At 56.1% G+C, this 17,621-nt stretch carries 15 protein-coding genes; 7 read left to right on the top strand and 8 right to left on the bottom strand.

All coding sequences use genetic code 11. From position 1 onward, the window contains the following. Positions 1–42 precede the first annotated feature (42 nt). Both G6L97_RS25890 and G6L97_RS25885 read left to right on the top strand, forming a co-directional pair. Entirely contained in the window at positions 43–2,430 is a 2,388-nt protein-coding gene (locus G6L97_RS25890) for a phosphoketolase family protein (protein ID WP_174004247.1), read from the top strand. A gap of 172 nt (positions 2,431–2,602) precedes the next feature. Beyond that, positions 2,603–4,375, top strand: a complete 1,773-nt coding sequence (locus G6L97_RS25885; protein ID WP_174004283.1) for a heavy metal translocating P-type ATPase — start codon at positions 2,603–2,605, stop codon at positions 4,373–4,375. A gap of 42 nt (positions 4,376–4,417) precedes the next feature. Here the strand turns inward: G6L97_RS25885 and G6L97_RS25880 are convergent, their stop codons facing one another. Continuing rightward, positions 4,418–5,248, bottom strand: coding sequence for a universal stress protein (locus G6L97_RS25880; RefSeq protein ID WP_236759221.1), 831 nt, complete (start codon positions 5,246–5,248; stop codon positions 4,418–4,420). 302 nt (positions 5,249–5,550) lie between these two features. Here G6L97_RS25880 and G6L97_RS25875 point away from each other — a divergent pair, with 302 nt between their 5' ends. After that, positions 5,551–6,078 carry an Hsp20/alpha crystallin family protein gene (locus G6L97_RS25875; RefSeq protein WP_174004285.1) on the top strand — a complete coding sequence of 176 codons (528 nt, stop codon included), beginning with the start codon at positions 5,551–5,553 and terminating at the stop codon, positions 6,076–6,078. A gap of 203 nt (positions 6,079–6,281) precedes the next feature. Here the strand turns inward: G6L97_RS25875 and G6L97_RS25870 are convergent, their stop codons facing one another. Continuing rightward, positions 6,282–6,548 carry a GrlR family regulatory protein gene (locus tag G6L97_RS25870; RefSeq protein ID WP_003516916.1) on the bottom strand — a complete coding sequence of 89 codons (267 nt, stop codon included), beginning with the start codon at positions 6,546–6,548 and terminating at the stop codon, positions 6,282–6,284. A gap of 280 nt (positions 6,549–6,828) precedes the next feature. Further along, positions 6,829–7,647 (bottom strand): universal stress protein, encoded by an 819-nt coding sequence (locus G6L97_RS25865; protein ID WP_174004249.1) that lies wholly within the window; start codon positions 7,645–7,647, stop codon positions 6,829–6,831. 177 nt (positions 7,648–7,824) lie between these two features. On the opposite strand from G6L97_RS25865, the gene G6L97_RS25860 reads away from it, so the two are divergent. Then, positions 7,825–8,127 carry a hypothetical protein gene (locus G6L97_RS25860; protein WP_174004251.1) on the top strand — a complete coding sequence of 101 codons (303 nt, stop codon included), beginning with the start codon at positions 7,825–7,827 and terminating at the stop codon, positions 8,125–8,127. Positions 8,128–8,319: 192 nt separating this feature from the next. On the opposite strand, the gene G6L97_RS25855 is transcribed toward G6L97_RS25860, so the two are convergent. From G6L97_RS25855 to G6L97_RS25845, 3 genes are all read right to left on the bottom strand, one after another. Next, the gene (locus G6L97_RS25855; protein WP_019565897.1) at positions 8,320–8,637 is read right to left on the bottom strand and encodes an ATPase inhibitor subunit zeta; all 318 of its coding nucleotides are present in this window, start codon (positions 8,635–8,637) and stop codon (positions 8,320–8,322) included. A gap of 167 nt (positions 8,638–8,804) precedes the next feature. After that, positions 8,805–9,212, bottom strand: a complete 408-nt coding sequence (locus G6L97_RS25850; RefSeq protein ID WP_236759227.1) for a pyridoxamine 5'-phosphate oxidase family protein — start codon at positions 9,210–9,212, stop codon at positions 8,805–8,807. A 602-nt stretch (positions 9,213–9,814) separates the two neighbouring features. Beyond that, a complete protein-coding gene (locus G6L97_RS25845; protein WP_174004253.1) occupies positions 9,815–11,668 on the bottom strand; it encodes an ABC transporter ATP-binding protein in 1,854 nt (617 codons plus the stop codon). Positions 11,669–12,239: 571 nt separating this feature from the next. Between G6L97_RS25845 and G6L97_RS25840 the strand changes: the two genes are divergently transcribed. The 3 genes from G6L97_RS25840 (at position 12,240) to G6L97_RS25830 (ending at position 14,681) form a co-directional block, all read left to right on the top strand. Next, complete coding sequence (locus G6L97_RS25840) at positions 12,240–13,133, top strand: helix-turn-helix domain-containing protein (protein ID WP_174004255.1); 894 nt, start codon at positions 12,240–12,242, stop codon at positions 13,131–13,133. Positions 13,134–13,287: 154 nt separating this feature from the next. Continuing rightward, entirely contained in the window at positions 13,288–13,932 is a 645-nt protein-coding gene (locus tag G6L97_RS25835) for a YbhB/YbcL family Raf kinase inhibitor-like protein (protein ID WP_236759222.1), read from the top strand. Between the two features lie 182 nt (positions 13,933–14,114). Continuing rightward, positions 14,115–14,681, top strand: coding sequence for a class I SAM-dependent methyltransferase (locus tag G6L97_RS25830; protein ID WP_236759223.1), 567 nt, complete (start codon positions 14,115–14,117; stop codon positions 14,679–14,681). 297 nt (positions 14,682–14,978) lie between these two features. Here the strand turns inward: G6L97_RS25830 and htpG are convergent, their stop codons facing one another. Together htpG and G6L97_RS25820 are read right to left on the bottom strand one after the other, a co-directional pair. Further along, entirely contained in the window at positions 14,979–16,871 is a 1,893-nt protein-coding gene (htpG, locus tag G6L97_RS25825; protein ID WP_174004259.1) for a molecular chaperone HtpG, read from the bottom strand. A 232-nt stretch (positions 16,872–17,103) separates the two neighbouring features. Next, positions 17,104–17,292, bottom strand: coding sequence for a DUF4172 domain-containing protein (locus G6L97_RS25820; protein WP_407655367.1), 189 nt, complete (start codon positions 17,290–17,292; stop codon positions 17,104–17,106). Positions 17,293–17,621 lie beyond the last annotated feature (329 nt).

Below are 17,621 nucleotides of genomic sequence, written 5' to 3'. Positions count from 1 at the left end.
TCCGCACGTCGCAAACTGAACTGAATTTCAAGGAGCAGTACCATGCAGCCCGAAAATGTTTCGATGACAACTTGCGAGATCACCTCTCAGGAACTCGCGCTTGTGGATCGCTACTGGCGCGCCGCCAATTACCTCTCAATCGGCCAGATATACCTGCTCGACAATCCGCTTCTGCGCGAACCGCTGCGGGCAGAGCACATCAAGCCGCGCCTGCTCGGCCACTGGGGCACGACGCCTGGTCTAAATTTCATTTACACCCATCTCAACCGTGTCATCCGCAACCGCGATCTCGATATGATCTATGTCTGCGGTCCCGGTCATGGGGGCCCTGGCATGGTGGCAAGCACCTATCTCGAAGGAAGCTACAGCGAAATCTACCCGCAGATTTCCGAGGACGCTGCGGGCATGAGGAAACTTTTCAGGCAGTTCTCGTTTCCAGGCGGCATACCAAGCCATGCCGCTCCGGAAACACCCGGCTCCATTCACGAGGGCGGCGAGCTCGGTTATGCTCTGGTGCATGCCTATGGCGCGGCCTTTGACAATCCGGAGCTGATCGTCACCTGTGTTGTGGGTGATGGAGAGGCCGAGACCGGAGCGCTCGCGGCAAGCTGGCATTCCAGCAAATTCCTGAACCCCTCGCGCGACGGGGCGGTGCTGCCCATTCTGCATCTTAACGGCTACAAGATCGCCAGTCCAACCCTGCTCGCCCGCATGAGCGATACGGAACTCGACCATCTCTTCCGGGGTTACGGCTATGAGCCATTCTTTGTCGAAGGACATGAACCGGAAAAGATGCACCGGCAAATGGCGGCCGCTCTCGATCAGGCCATCGACCGCATCCGCGCCATTCAGGCTGATGCCCGTGGCGGGGGACTGGATGGCCTGCCGCGCTGGCCGATGATCTTATTGCGCAGTCCCAAGGGCTGGACAGGACCCAAGGAAGTAGACGGCAAGAAGGTCGAAGACTTCTGGCGTGCCCATCAGGTGCCGGTCGCCAATTGCCGCGAGAATGAAGGCCACCGCAGGATCCTCGAAGATTGGATGCGCAGTTACCGTCCCGATGATCTTTTCGACGCGAACGGCCGGCTGAAAGAGGAGCTGCGCGCCCTTTCTCCGGTGGGCACACGGCGCATGGGTGCCAATCCGCATGCAAATGGTGGCATTTTGCGCAAGGAGCTTCGCGTACCGGATATCCGCGATTATGCGATCCCGGTGGAAAAACGTGGCGCGCTTATGATCCAGACGACAGAAATCCTCGGCAGATATCTGCGCGATATTCTCAAGCTTAACCGTACTGACGCCAACTTCCGCATCTTCGGACCGGATGAAACGGAATCGAACCGCCTCGGAGCGGTCTTCGACGCCACAAGCCGGGTCTGGATGCAGGAAATCAAGCCTTACGATGTCCACCTGTCACGCGACGGACGGGTGATGGAGGTGCTTTCCGAACATCTGTGCCAGGGCTGGCTGGAAGGTTATCTCCTCACCGGCCGGCATGGCTTCTTTTCCTGTTACGAAGCCTTTATCCACATTGTCGATTCAATGTTCAACCAGCATGCCAAGTGGCTGAAGGTCGCTCGTGAACTGCCTTGGCGCAAGCCGGTCTCCTCTCTAAACTATCTGCTCACCTCGCATGTCTGGCGGCAGGACCACAATGGCTTTTCCCATCAGGACCCTGGCTTCATCGACCTCGTCGCCAACAAGAAAGCCGATATCGTCCGCATCTATTTGCCGCCGGACGCCAACACCCTGCTCTGGGTCGGCGACCATTGTCTGAGGACATGGAACCGCATCAACGTCATCGTAGCCGGCAAGCAACCGGAACCACAATGGCTGACCATGGATGAGGCGGTGAAGCATTGCGAGGCCGGTATCGGCATATGGGACTGGGCTGGCAATGAGGATGGCGTCATAGCACCCGACGTCGTGATGGCCTGCGCCGGCGACGTGCCGACGATGGAAACGCTGGCCGCCGTGACCCTGCTACGACAGGCGATACCCGAACTGAAGATCCGCGTCGTCAATGTCGTTGACCTGATGACGCTTCAATCGCAGGAACAACACCCGCACGGGCTGTCGGATGAGGAATTTGACCGCCTTTTCACCACAGATCGGCCGGTCATCTTCGCCTATCACGGCTATCCATATCTGATCCATCGGCTCACGTACAAGCGTACCAACCACCAAAATATCCATGTCCGCGGTTTCATCGAAGAGGGGACAACCACGACGCCCTTCGATATGACGGTTCTGAACGAACTCGACCGGTTCCACCTCGCCCTTTCGGCAATCGATCGTGTGCCAGGCCTCAGGAATAAGGCTGCAGGCGTTGTGGGAATGCTCGAGGCAAAACTTGCGGAACATACACGTTACGTCCGGGAATATGGCGAAGACATGCCAGAAATCCGCAACTGGACCTGGCAAGGGTGAGGTTGCGGGCAAGACAACGCCGCCCGCGCGACAGTCGGTATCATAGACAATTCCGTGACATCCATCGTGGAGGGCCATAATGCGCAATCACTCCCTTGCCGATATATTGAAGCGACTACGTCCAGCGCTAGTCGTCACCTCGCTCGGGGGACTTGCAACTGCCCTCATCGGGATGCTTGGTGGTTTCAATGTTGTCTACGATACCGCGCTGATAGCTACGACCATTCTTGTGATCCTTGCGCTTACGGGACAGATTTTCGTCAGCCTTCGGCGAAAGGAATTCGGACTCGATACGATCGCGCTGTTATCAATGAGCTCGGCATTGATTTTCGGCGAACATCTGGCTGCCGCCGTCGTCGCCCTGATGTATTCCGGCGGTCAATATCTGGAAAGCATCGCCGAAGGTCGCGCGCGACGAGACATGACAGCGCTTCTGCAGCGGGCACCCCGATTGGCAACGCGGCGCCGGGGCGAAAATCTGGAAGAAATCACCATCGAGGCGGTCGAAACCGGCGATCGGCTTGTGGTGCGAAGGGGCGACATTGTGCCTGCTGACGGTGCGCTTGCAGAAGACGCCGTTCTGGACGAGGCGGCACTCACCGGCGAAGCCTTACCCGTCAACAGAAAACGCGGACAGCCTGTCATGAGCGGGTCTGCCAATGCTGGCAACCTCTTCGAAATGATTGTCACCAAACCGGCAAGCGAGAGCACCTACGCTGGAATCATCCGGCTGGTCGAGGCTGCTCACAACAGCAAGGCACATATGTCGCGTCTGGCCGACCGCTACGCCCTTGCCTTTCTCCTGACGACGCTTTCGATAGCGGGACTTGCATGGCTGCTGAGTGGTGATCCGGTCCGTGCGGTCGCCGTGCTCGTCGTCGCAACCCCCTGCCCTCTCATCCTGGCCGTTCCTATGGCGTGGACTGCAGGTATGTCGCGTGCAGCGAGTGCTGGGCTCATCGTAAAAGGGGCCGATATTCTTGAAAAGCTCGGGCAAGTAAGAACACTCGTTCTCGACAAGACCGGAACTCTTACCGACGGTCAGCCCCATCTTGCAGTCATCAATGCATTGGCGGATGAAAATCATCTGCTCCGGCTGATTGCCTCTCTCGACCAGGGCTCCAACCATGTGGCCGCGCGCGCCGTGGTTGCGGCCGCCCTTGACCGCGGCCTTGCTTTGACGCCGCCCACGCACGTCTCGGAAAAACCGGGCGAAGGGATTTCAGGAACGATAGGATGCACGCAAGTTGCCAGAGGTGGTCTGAACTATATAGCTTCGAAGGTAGCCGACGTGCCAACTCTCGGGCAGGCAGAAGTGATGACCGCCGCGATTGCTGTTGATGGAAAATTTGCCGGCACACTGCTTTTTAGCGACGCGCTTCGCGAGGGTGCTGGAGAAGCCCTGGCCGAACTGAAACGGCTCGGGCTTAACCGCATCATTCTAGCGACCGGCGATCGCGCCGATGTGGCGCGCCGCATTGCCGAGGGATTACCCCTCGATGAAATCAGGGCCGAACTTACGCCACTGCAAAAGATCGAACTGGTGCAAAAGGAAGTCCGTCAAGCGCCTACCATGATGGTTGGCGACGGGGTGAACGACGCGCCGGCACTTGCTGCGGCGGATATCGGACTGGCCATGGGCCTGCATGGATCGGCAGCAGCAGTTGAAGCAGCGGATGCGGTTCTGCTTGCCGAACGGCTGGAACGCATCGGCGACGGCGTACGAATCGCAAGAGACTGCCGGCGGATAGCGATGCAGAGCGTCGTGGCCGGAATCGGGCTATCCGTAGCCGCCATGACCGTTGCATCGTTCGGGTATCTCAAACCAGTCGAGGGCGCAATTGTCCAGGAAGTGATTGACGTCGCGGTCGTCCTTAATGCGTTGCGCGCCCTTCGAATAAGAAGATGGTTAATCCGAGCAAAGGCGCCCATAGTCGCGGTATAGTATTACACGCAAGCGTAATTCTCTCCGGCAGATCCGATAGCGCTATCGGGCGAAAAAGACCGGCAACTGGCATTCGTCCAATATCGATGCCGTGACGCCCCCGAAAATCCGCTCCCGCAGTCGCGAATGGCCATAGGCCCCCATGACGATAATGTCGCTACCGATCTCCCGTGCGCGCTGCTGGATAACGGCTTCGGTACTTCTTTCAGCACTCGCCAGTTGTTCGACGATGGTCTTAACGTTGTGGCGAGAAAGAAAGGTAGCGATATCTGCACCCGGTTCTCCGCCATTGAAGAGATAGGACCCGTCCGGGTCAACCAGAACGATATGAACCGCATCCGCACGCACCAGCATAGGCAAAGCCTCCTTGGCCGCGCGTGCTGCCTCGGCCCGGGAATTCCAGGCCAGCAGCACTCTTTTGGGCTTCAGGCTTGTTCTGCCTTGAGTTGCCATAAACATCAGCGGGCTGCGAGCATCGAATATCGTTGCAGCCATTACCGTTTTACGAAGGTCGATATCTTTACGTATACCATTACCGGCGACGACGATATCGGCACACATGGCCCGCATGCAGAGATTGTTTTCAATGATAAAACGGTCTTCATAAAGTTGATCTACGTCGTAGGTGACGCCATTTATGTTGCAAAGGTTCTCCGCCTCCTTCCTGATTTTCATCAGTTCATCAATTTCGTTTTGCCGCTCCTCTAGCCAGACCGTCGTAACGGGATAGTCGGCGGTAACGGGCGAGAGCGCCGCGCCGAGGACGAGAATGGAGAGATGGCTGTCTAGTTCGCGAGCAAGGTCGATCGCCTGACTGATATCTGCCGCGGCATCATGTGCACCGATGACAGCAAGTATGGTTTTCACGGACATGGACATGGCTCCTTCCTATTGATGATCAATTCGATGAGTAGAGTGTGCATAAAGGATTGCAGACCCGCGATGATCTTCGTCAATCGCAATGGAGAAACTCCAAATCCCGTACCGATCATTGCAAGGTGCCCTGCCGACGCGATCAACGGCTTGAACTCGGTGAAGAGTGGCATTGATCCTGTCAATGCGGGCCTGATTGCGCGGTGTTTAATCGGGACACTCAATGAAGTGCGGTACGCGGTTGAAATGACGTCAAGTTGCCGTTTCAAGCGTCATCTTTCTTCAATTACAGGAGAAATATCATGACTTTGGCCCAAACCAAACTTCCGGTGAGCTCCAATGAAACGCCGGTCAAATCGATGGGAAATTTCTGGCCCCCGATTGATACCCTTCGCTCCGAGATCGATCGGCTTTTTGACGGCTTCGCTCCCTCATCGTGGCATGCACCTGATCACTCCTCTTTCGGCGGCACCTCTTCCGGCCTGAATGGATGGAGCACCTCACTGGCGGTCGATCTGGTCGAGAAAGATGATACCTACGAGGTTATTGCTGAATGCCCCGGCCTTGATGCGAAAAACATAGAGGTCGAGCTTTCAAACGGTCTTCTGACTATCCGGGGTGAAAAGCGGGAGGAAAAAGAAGACAAACAAAAAGAATATCATGTTTCCGAACGCCGTTACGGCTCCTTCCAGCGCAGCTTCTCCTTGCCGCTTAACGTCGATGCCGACAAGGTAGCGGCCACGTTCGAAAACGGCCTCCTCAAGGCGAGGCTTCCAAAAAGCGCTGAAGCAAAGAAGAACCAGAGGAAGATCGAGATCAAGGCAGCTTGATCTTCGATTTGATCGGGGCGGTGAAAAGTGTAAGCGGTATTCGCCATCCCGCTCTAACTCTATTAGTGGGGCACGACCGATAAATTCAGAATGAGGAATCCTGAAACCGTAATGCACCATCGCATCAGCGCAGGCTTCCGATGAGCGCTCTTTGCATCACAACTAACCGAAGAATGGTGATACGCTCCCCTTTTTCTCAATCTCTAATCTTCGAAAAACCGATCAATCCGAAAGCCATTGAAAATGGCAATCGAAAATAACCCCTCAAGATATACTCTGCCATTCGCTCCCAAGACATAGGTCATCCCGGGAACCATGGTGCGCGTCTTGACTTTGACATCCGCGACAAGCTTGCTGTCTTCAGTATGGTAATTGCCGACGTAATAGGAGCCTTGTTCCCCTCCAAGTAGTTTCCCGTCTCTCAGGACGACTACTCCACCGCCTTCGCCAACTGAGACAGTGAATTTCACGCTTTATAGCCCGTTTTTCATGCCTCGCTCTCCATTTACACTAAAGGTTGATAATGGATGCGCGCAAAAGTCTAGCAGGGCTCTACAGGAAATCCTATAAAGCCCGAAGCAACGTGCTCACCGGCCAAGCGATCAAGCCGGGATAGTCGGCGAAGTTTTACATGGAAGCCCGGCCCGGCCCTTGAAAAACGAAAGCATTCATCATTCTTCTCCTCTTGATCAAAAGTCGCGCGAGGCGGTTATCTTCACGCAAAGGCACCCAGCCTCCTCTTTCAAGTTATTATTTCGCCAGAAGGAGCGGTCGCCTGGTCTTTTCGATCATAGTGCGCGTGACGCCGCCGAAAATACGTTCGCGCAGCCGGGAGTGGCCGTATGCGCCCATGACGATGAGACTTGACTGCAAGCGCTCCGCATAGGTTTCGATCGTATCGGCTATCGTCCGGCCTTCGCTCTTTATGCTTTCAATCGAAGCATTAATCTGCTGATGAGATAGATACGATCGCAATCCTGGCGCCAGCTCCCGATCGTCGTCAGGATCGACGACAATGATCTCGACAGACCGCGCCCTTTTCAAAAAGGGAACGCTCGCCCTAACGGCCGCAGCTGTTTCCGGCGCATCAGACCAGGCAATCAGAACGGAGTTCTTGTCCCAAGAAAGGCTGCGCAAGGGATCGACCAAAATCGGTACACCGGCGTGAAAAAGAGCTCCGTCAAGGATGGCATCACGCACGCCAGGATCGTTTAGAATATCCGGGCCGATCGCAACAGCGTCGGCGAATTGCGCTCGATACCCGACAACATTGTCCAGATTGAATATTTCGGTATAGGCTTCCTCAATATCAAACGAAGAAATCTTGCCTTTCAGATAATTTTCGAGAGCAAATACTTGCCGTGCCAGCCTGTCTTGGTCGGCCTGCCGCTCGTCTAACCACGCTGCTGACACGCTCTCCATATGGGCACCGACGGGTGGTGGTGAAGCAATGCCGATCAACAGCACGGAAAGATGGCTTTCCATCGCATCGGCCAAATTGAAATCCATGTTTGACTGGGGCGAGGCAGGCTCACCTGTCGTGATCTGCAATAGCGTAGCGAAGCTCATTTTGTTCCTCCTGAACTTTCACTTCAGGATGAAGCAGTTGCGGTAAGATAGCCTTGATCCTCGTCAATGGGCCATTCGATGAAATTCCGGTGGGAAAGGGTAACCTGTGAGCGACACCGCTAGCCAGCACGCGAAAATTCTGCCGTGCGCGCAGTCCTGCGGTGCAGGTGTGGCCTAGTGCAAGTCACCCCGTACATTTTGGAAACGGTGCGACATGGAAAAGAAGCGCCGAAGCGCACACGGGTTAAAAAGTCACGCAATCATTCGCGACAAAATAAACGCCTGACGCCGCCAAAGCTGGACTTCCTGCAGCCTAAACCCTGTTCAGGCATCGACGTATCACTACAGCATTACCTGCCGATCGGATACACCACGCAAGGCTTGCACTCGATCGACAGCCGCTTCTTTTTTACCTTTCCATTTGATCTCATGCCTGAGATTATCCAGCCCTTCTCGACGTGGACTTCCGCCGCATCGTGAGAAATATCTGTGTTCCAGTTGATCGTGATGAACTTAAGCTTGGCAGGCTCATCATCAGCCGTCAGCTTCGCACTGACCCTCGTTTCGGCAAAGGCCGCTAAGTATCAGCGGTCGCTTTACGCATTCTGCTTTAACTACCCAAATCGACCCGGCACGTTGATGTTTGTCTCACGATGGAATGGTCTAGTTCGTCTATTGGTTCACTGAGCCTTCAACGTCCCTTACCGCATCGGCAAAGCATTTTTGCATTTTGTGCCGTATCAAATTACGTGTATCCGAAAGCCCGAGGATCGCCAGATCGCTTTCCAGTTTTTTCAAGACACCCTCGTCGCCCCGTGCAAAATCAGCTTCAATAATGTCCTCAAGACAACGCGCAATATCGCGACCGAGCAGCGTGGCCACCCAACTCGCCAGCATTTTGTCACGCCTGGCGCGAATTCTGAACGGTTTCTCAGCCATCAGGACATATTGCCTCTCTGCAGCTCTCTCGCGTTCATCGTAGATCGTCATGGTACGCTTCTCCCCAAATCGCGGCCTTCGGGATCACCCGAATCTGGCCGATTGCGTAGAAAGTGCGGCAGAAATCTCGACCCGTCGGCGCCCAAAGCAACAAACGCCCCATGTACACGCCGACAAAACTGCTGCGGACAGGTCAGTGCACAAGAGTCCAGCGTCGCCTATTGCGACAAAACACGCTCCGGCTGGCCCTCTCTCGCCTCTCTACCACTCAAAGTCACGATATCCAGTGCAAAAAAGACGTGTGGAGAGGTCCCTCGACGAGGTTCAGATCGAGGTTTCAGGGCGCCGGGTTCCCACCAGTCAAAGTGTTCCGCAAGCAGCTCCCAAGCATGTAAGCGTTCCCGAACGGGGGGGTCTTCGTCTGGCAACTCCCGAAAAGAGGAGTCGATTATGACGCTCGCCCATTGATGCGCACCTTCCGGAGTGTCGATCTGCAAACAGGCACGCGGGTTTGACCGAAGGAATTCAAGTTTCTTTCCCGGCATTGTAAACGCGTAAAGGCTGTTTCCCGAATATGCGTAATATATTGGAACAACATAAGGGATATTATCCCTCGCGCACGCCATTCGCGCCAGCCTCTGGACTGCGATGACGGCGAGACACTCGTTGTGCGTCATTTCTCGGACCAGCATCGCTTACCTCCCGTACTCAGAAATGGAGCTTGCATCTGGAGATGTACAAACGTCGCTCCGCCACGCGGGAAATCCCGCGTCCGAAGTACTTTTTCCGTTTCTACATTTTCATCTCGGTGCAGCGTATCCATTAGTAAATAGAAATATCAGCCATCCGCCATTGACCTTTATCAATCGCAGAACCTTATGACGACGCAGAGCCCGTAAATCAGCACGGAACATTGACCCCTTTTTCTATCCGATTTTCGCCTCCTGTGGGCGATGAGGTTTGATCGCCGAGCGCTGGACGGGTTCCATAGTTGTGCCAGGTGCGTGCTGGCCACCCCAATCCAGCAGGATCAATTTGCGATATCGATTTGAGTTGTCCTTTGGCCACGATTGACCGGAGGAAGAACGCGCGACGCTCAGGTTAAACAGGGAGCCGAGTCTGCTGCCCTTTGGAGAAGCAACACTATTCACCGTGAAGCAGACCATCTGTTCAGCAAACAATTCCGAAATGCGTCTCGAATAATTGGGGTTTTATCGCAAACGCGGGTTCAGTTGATGTCGTCAGGAATAAATCCACCAGTCTGCCGCTGCCACAGCCGCGCGAAAAGACCATTGGTTTCAATTAACTCCCCCGGCGGGCCTTCCTCTATTATGCGGCCGTTTTCGAGCACGACGATGCGGTCCATGCTGGAGATGGTCGATAGGCGGTGGGCAATGGCGATAACCGTCTTGCCTTGCATCACAAGATCAAGTTTCTCCTGAATCGCGGCTTCGGATTCACTGTCGAGGGCCGAAGTTGCTTCATCGAGGATCAGGATCGGAGCGTTTTTCAGTAGAACGCGGGCGATCGCGACACGCTGGCGTTGGCCGCCGGACAGTTTGATGCCGCGGTCACCGACGTAGGCGTCGTAGCCCTTGCGGCCATCGCTATCGGAGAGTTCTGTTATGAAGGTGTCGGCAGCAGCCATTCTGGCGACATCTTCCACCTCCCGCGCACTCGCCTCCGGTCGCCCATAGCGGATATTATCGCCGACCGAACGATGCAGCAGCGACACATCCTGGGCTATAACGCCAATCACGCGGCGCAGACTTGATTGGGTGACCGAGCGAATATCCTTGTCGTCGATCAGGATAGCGCCGTCCTGGATGTCGTAGAAGCGCAGCAGGAGATTGGCGAGTGTGGTCTTGCCAGCCCCCGATAGCCCGACGAGTCCAACCTTTTCACCCGGACGGATCGTCAGCGAGAGATCATCGATAACCGGCTTGCCAGTCTTGTAGGCGAAACGGACGTTCTCGAAACGGATTTCGCCATGGCGAATGGTAAGTTCCGCTGCGTCTGGACGATCGGTGATGGTGGGCGGTGTCGTCATGACGGGCATGGCATCCTTGATCGTACCGACTGCCTGGAAGATCTGTTGGCCCATCTGTAGGAACGTGAAGGTGTGAGCAGACAGCCGGCTGAGAACGTAAACGGCAGCCGTGAATTCGCCGACCGTGACGAAACCATCGACAAGCCCGGTAAAGCCGATCGAGAGTATCGCCAGCCAGTGCATCATGTTGAGGACAACGACAATGACCTCCGAGGTGCGGTAGATCCGCTGTTCACTTTGTTGGGCACTGATGGCCTTGGCAATAATGCCGCGGATAGCGCCCGCCTCGCTGTCTTCGGCGGCAAACTGCTTCACCATCTGCATATTGCCGTAGAGATCGGTGATCGCGCCAGAAATCAGGCTGCGCCGCTTGGCAGAACGGCGCGAGCGCTCGGTAAAAACAGGTGCCAGTCTGACAGCGAGCAGAACGTTAAGCGTGATCCAGACGATGGTCGGCAAGGCGAGCTGCCAGGAGAGAGCGCTCAAGAGAATGACCGACCCAGCCATTTGCATCACGAAGCGGGGGATGGACTGGAAGGCCGATATGATCTGCTGCTGCACGGCCGAGGCCACCTGCTGCAGACGTGAGGCGACCTGACCGGCATAGAGATCATGGAAAAAGGCCAGATCCTGCCGCTCCACCGCCTTGTGGCCCTGCCACTGAATGGCGGCAGGCATACCAATGCCAAGCGTATGCGAGTTCAGCGTGTTGACGAAAAAGGAGCCAATCGGGATTGCGGGAAAGAGCATCAGGCCAAGCAAGGTGAGAAGCAACCATTCATTGTGCAGGAAGGCGCTTGCGCCCTGTTGCGTCACGCCATCAACGATGACCGATAGTCCCCAAATAATCGCCAGATTCATGGCCTCGATTGCCATTGTGGAAAGGGCGAGCACGAGCAAGATGCCGCGGAACATCCGGATGAAGTGCAGGAGAACAGCCACCGGGCCTTTCGCGGGCAACGGCTGATAGGGGATGTCGAGGGGTTGGATCAGCGTTTCAAAGGGTCGATAGATCGTATCGGAAATCGACATCAGGGCTCGAACTCCAATTGAGGAAAGATCAGAGGGTCTCGGCATATTTTAGCATTTCTGCGACGGCATCAATTGTGACCTCGTTCCCTAAGCCGACGCCCGGCACGAGCCAACGCCACGAATCCAACACATCTCGGCCAGCAACTCCATCATTTCGAAACATAAGTGACCGCTTTGGGATGCGCCTCTGCCGGAACGAATGGGCAACCCGACGGTCCAAAACGGAAGTTATTTTCGCCTTGGGGCGGGACCGGCCTGTCTGATTTATGGCGGCGAGAGTGAAATAGCTGCCGTCAAACGCGGTGAACACTTTGACTGCTTCTGAACGTAATTCCAACCGTTCAGGCGTCCAGCACTCTGCGTCCAGGCGCGCGATGAGAACCTCTACGACCAAGATAACGGCGCTTTGCCGGCTTGCAATATCCGACCATCTCAGACGTTGTAGCCCTCCAAAAGATCGCCAATGGCAGACAGTACCTTTCCGTTTTCAGCGCCCTTCGGCGGTGTATCGACAGCGACTTGATTTCAACATAGCAATGACGCCTGATCCAATTTCGAGATAGCTTGTTCAATGCGTGACAGCGACAAAACACTACGGCGGCGTCTCGTTGATGCCCTTCGCCCGCTGGCCGAGCGCGACACGCGCTTGATGCTCGAAAACGAAGATCCACCGTTCATCTCGGCCTTCGTCGCCCGTCACCGGGAAACCATTTCCGAGCTCAGCATGCCCGCCGCCGGCCTCGTCATTGTCATCGAAGGCCGCAAAGAAGTGCTGTGGGGCGCGGAACGCAATATCTACCACGCCGGCGACGCCTTCGTGCTGCCGGCCGGTGCGGAGGTTGATGTTGTCAATGAACCAGATGCCGATACTGGCGTCTATCGCGCCCTCTTCGTCCGCTTCTCTCGCACCCTGGTCATTGAGGCGGCACGCCTTTGGCCGCAACTCACCAAGCGCGACATACCCCTCGGCTCGCCCATCACGATCAGTCCGACGCTCTGCTCGGCAATCATCCATAGTGGCGAGGCGCTGGCGGGTGCGCTCGACCTTTCCCGGCGCGTCGTAGATCACCGTGTTCTCGAGGTTCTGCTTATCCTGGCCGAACAAGGTGCGCTGCCATTGATGCCCAAATATGTCGACCGCTCAATCACAGAGGCCGTGCGCCTCCTGATCCGCCACCGGCTCGATCACGCGTGGTCAACCGCCGCGGTCGCCGCGTCCCTGTCGATGTCAGAGGCCACCCTGCGGCGGCGACTACGCGACGAAAACCACTCACTACGCGCGCTGCTGCTCACCGAAAGAATGCATGCCGCTTACCTCATACTCTCGGATCGGGATGCCGATGTCGCCGACGCAATAGCCGCTACCGGCTACGCATCGCGTTCACACTTCTCGCGGCACTTCCAGGATGCCTTCGGACAGGCTCCTTCGACCGTTCGCAGGGCACGTAAAAAACCATTAGCCTGACCGCTTCAGGCTCATTGCTGATCAGATCGGGCCCACCCGCACTGGCATCGTTCCCTATGCTCGACTGAAATCAACCAGGCGAGACGAGATGAACAGGAATAAAAGAAGCATATGCGCCGCCACTGTGGCCGCCGCATTTTCGGCGACAGCGCCCATGGCCGCGGACTCCACGCTGTCCGTAAAGATCGAAGGGCTTGACGGTTATGGCCGGTTTTCAGATTCCGCCGCCTTCTGCCCGCCCGGAAAAGGGGCGAAGGACGTGAGCCCGGGGGTCTCATGGTCGGCAGGCCCAGAGGGCACCAGATCTTATGTGTTACTGATGACCGATCCGGACGTACCACTCGATTTTAGCCTCATCAATAAACCTGGCACCACGATTCCAGACGACGCGCCGCGGATCAACGTTTTCCACTGGGTTTTGGCCGATATTCCCGCCGGCATCATATCCATCGGCGAAGGTACGGAAAGCGATGGTCTCGTGCTGGGCGGCAAGCCGGTCGGATTGACACCACACGGACTGCGCGGCGCCAATGTCTATACGAGTTTTCTGGCCAAAACTGATGGCATGGCAGGCACCTATGGTGGTTACGACGGCCCCTGCCCGCCCATAAACGATCAGCGCGTTCACCGCTACATCCTTGAAGTGGTCGCGCTCGACGTTGTGACACTGGGCCTTGCGGGGCCGTTCACTGGCGAAGACGTGGAAAAAGCCATGGCTGGCCACATCCTTGCAAGCGGCAAGGCGACAGCGACATATTCATTGAACCCGAGCCTGATCCCCGCCGCCACGGCGAAGTAGATTACAATCCCAAAAGGTTCAGACACACCATGGCACCGATAAATGTTTCGTCCTTACCCGTCTTCAATCGGGATGCATCCGGCTACGACGCCCTTCGGCGCGGCCTTATTCCCTGTTTCGATACGTTTTACGGGACAGCGCTCGACTTGATCGACGACTAGCGGGACGCCGCGAAACTGCGTGTGCTCGATCTTGGCGCTGGCACTGGCCTTTTCACGGCAATGCTGCTGGCCCGCCACCCCGATGCCCAGATCCACCTCGTCGATGCCTCCGAAAAGATGCTCGAGCAGGCCCGGCAACGCTTCGATGGCAATCCGGCCATTACCTATGCCGTGGCCGACATGTCAGATACCGAACTCGGCGGTCCGTGGGATCTCATCATCTCAGCGCTGGCGATCCATCATCTGGAAGACGCCGCGAAAAAGCATCTCTTCGGTGAAATTCGGAACGCCTTGTCGGAGGGTGGCCTGTTCGTCAACGCCGAGCAGGTCCTCGGCCATGATTGCGAGGTAGAGGCCCGTTACGCCCGTATCTGGCTGCAACAGGTCAGGAGGCTGGACGTACCAGAAGAGGAAATCACCAAAGCGCTCGAGCGGATGTCCCACGATCGTTGCTCCCCTATCGAGAACCAGTTGCAATGGATGCACGATACGGGATTTTCCGAGGTGGACTGCAGCTTCAAAGCATGGCGTTTCGCGGTGCTCAGTGGCCGACGTCAGGGCGAGCCGCAAGCCACTACGAACTTTTGAGATAGCAGCAAGACCTGGCATCAGCGGTTTATGAAATCTGCAGGGGTTCTATAACGGGCCCCTGGCAGTCTGCAGTTCCAATGATGACTTATGGTGGGCTCTGCAGTGCAGTTGCATCTTCCAGAGGGTAAAGCGGCACTGAAGGGGCTGTGCCGGGCGCAATTGGCGCTGTCATGATCCATCATCTGAGAAAACGCAGTCACACTCATTGATAACCTGCGCACCATCGGCAACCACCAATCGTCCTCTTCGGCCGAGTGTTGGCAAGGCGGCCAAAGGCCGCCTTGCCAAGGCTTGTCACTTACCGGATCTCATCGCAAGGGCAAATAACCTGGCCTGCCGATCGGCGAACGCGCGCGGGTTGGCTGGTTTGTCCCCGTCAAGGATGCGGGCTTCGTCAAGCAAAAGCCACGCAGCATCCTCGCGAAACGCCTGATCGTCCATTGAAGCAATGTTTTTCACAAGTTCGCTCTGCCCATTGATCTCCAAGATCGGCTTCGACGTTGTTTGCAACCGCCCGGCGCCTTTCAGGAGTTTTTCGAGTTGGCGGTCGGGGCCATAATCCGACGCGACAAGGCAGACCGCACTTTCGGTCAACCGATCAGAAATACGCACGTCAGCAACCTCCTCACCGAGGGCGCTTCGCGCGAAATCGATGAAGGCTCCAACCTCGGGAGAAGCTTGCCGGCCAGCCTCATCAGCGTCCCCCTCCCCGGTAACAGTGTTCAGATCGGCAAGACCTTGGGTGACAGATTTAAATGGCTTGCCTTCAAAATCTGGCACATTGGTCGGCCAAAAGTTATCGACACCATCTGTAAGCAGGAGGACTTCGATCCCTTTGGCCCGGAAACCCTCAAGGTGCGGCGACGATTTCAGCTGGTCCAAAGTGGAGCCGCTAATATAGTAGATCGCCGATTGTCCTTCCCTCATCGTGGCCAGGTAGTCAGCCAGGCTGCGTGTCGCCTCGCCCGATGCGGTGCTGCGGAAGCGTGCCAGCTTCAGCAACTGTGAGCGCCGTTCGAAGTCCTCGTAGATGCCTTCCTTGAGAATAGCCCCGAACATATCCCAGAACTTGGCAAAGGTCTCGCCGTCGTGCTCGGCCATCTTCTCCAGCGCGGAAAGGATCCGGCTCGTCACGCCCTTTTTGATGGCCGCGAGGACCGGACTTTCCTGGATCATCTCACGGGAGATGTTGAGCGGCAGATCCGAAGTATCAACGATGCCACGGACGAAGCGCAGATAGCGCGGTAGCAGTTCGGCATCATCGGTTATGAAGACGCGCTTCACATAGAGCTTCATCCGACCGTGTCGGTCCGGAACAAACACATCGAATGGCTGAGAACCGGGTATAAAGGCAAGAGTCGTATATTCGTGTCGGCCCTCAGCGCGGAAATGGACGTTACTCAGCGGCTCGTCGTACTGGCCTGAAACGCTCCGATAGAAATCGACATAATCCTGCTTGGATATTTCGTTCTTCTGCTTGATCCAGAGCGCTGCACCATCGGATACCTGTGAGGGCTCGGCACCCTCCTTCTCGACCAGACGGATAGGTACGGGGACGTGGCCGGACTGGTTTCGAATGATCTCCTCCACCGTCCATTTGCTCGTATATTTCTTTGCATCTTCCAAAAGATGTAACACGACGCGAGTACCGCGTGTCGGTGCTTGTCCCGGGTCGACCGCAACAATGTCATAGCTTCCTTTGCCGTCAGATGACCATTTCCAGGCCTCGTCCTTGCCGGCGCGGCGCGAGATTACTTCGACCCGGTGAGCGACCATGAACGATGAATAGAAGCCGACGCCGAACTGGCCGATCAGTTGCGCTTTCTCTCCAGCTTTGGCCGCGTCAAGCCGATCCATGAATGCTTTTGTCCCCGAGCGCGCGATCGTACCGAGCGCGTCGATCATCTCGTCGCGGTCCATGCCAATGCCGCTGTCTTCGACAACGAGTGTCTGCGCCTCTTCATTGAGCGTCACGAGAATTCCCGGCTGGATCCCATCGGCCGAGAGTTGCGGCTTGGAAATCGACTCATACCGCAGTTTTTCGCAGGCATCCGCCGCGTTCGAGATCAATTCGCGGAGGAATACATCTTTGTCCGAGTAGACCGAATGCACCATCATGTGCAGAAGTCGGCTGACATCGGCTTCGAATACGTGTTGCTCGGGCTGGCGCTCTTGTACGGTCGTCATTGATACCTCCATTGCACATAAATCGCCGGTCAAATGGTTTTTCCAGAGTCATATTTCAAGCGCTATCTAGCGCTTGCGCCAGCGTTCCTGGATCGTCTTTCGACTAGATTGTTTCCGATTTTCAGTTTCAGTGAGCCTTTGAGATTGCGCCAACAACCTCCTCGCAAATAGTGCTGCGAAAAAAGATGACATTCGGTAGGTTTTTCCCGGTAAATCAGCAGAGATACAACCGTTACCTAACGAAACTCCGGCGCAATGATGACTGGACACTCACGCGGTCCATAAATTCCCCCTCAACTTGTGAAGTCTTGACCGTTTCATCGCCCAGCAACTCGATACAACGTTGTTTGCTGTTGTCCTCGTTGAAATGGCGAACAGCACCGACAACCTCGCCGTTCCTGAGAACGGGCGTCTGCCCCATCCTATCGGTCCACATTGCAGATGGGGTAAAGTTGGGCCGCAAATTCGTTTTTAAGCCCTGCCCGGCCATTGTCCGACAGGGTCAGAAATCGAAGCGCGGGAGATGTGCAAGACAGACATTCAAACACGGCGGCTTCCAGACACTCGATGCCTGACGCATTGCCGACATGTCACCAACCGCGATCTTTCCACCACTGCGAGCCTTAGAAATATCGAAATTGCCGCTGCTCCTTCAGCGCCCGCGCCCAGAACGCGCGCGCCCTCCCGATAAGCCCGCTGTTCCGCAGCCATGGAGATTGAAGGCACCATAGCAGGTCAGACCGGTCATTG

The organism is Agrobacterium tumefaciens, from assembly GCF_013318015.2.
Taxonomy (GTDB): domain Bacteria; phylum Pseudomonadota; class Alphaproteobacteria; order Rhizobiales; family Rhizobiaceae; genus Agrobacterium; species Agrobacterium tumefaciens.
The sequence above is the reverse complement of the archived record's forward strand: the minus strand, read 5'-3'. Positions and strand labels throughout refer to the sequence as shown.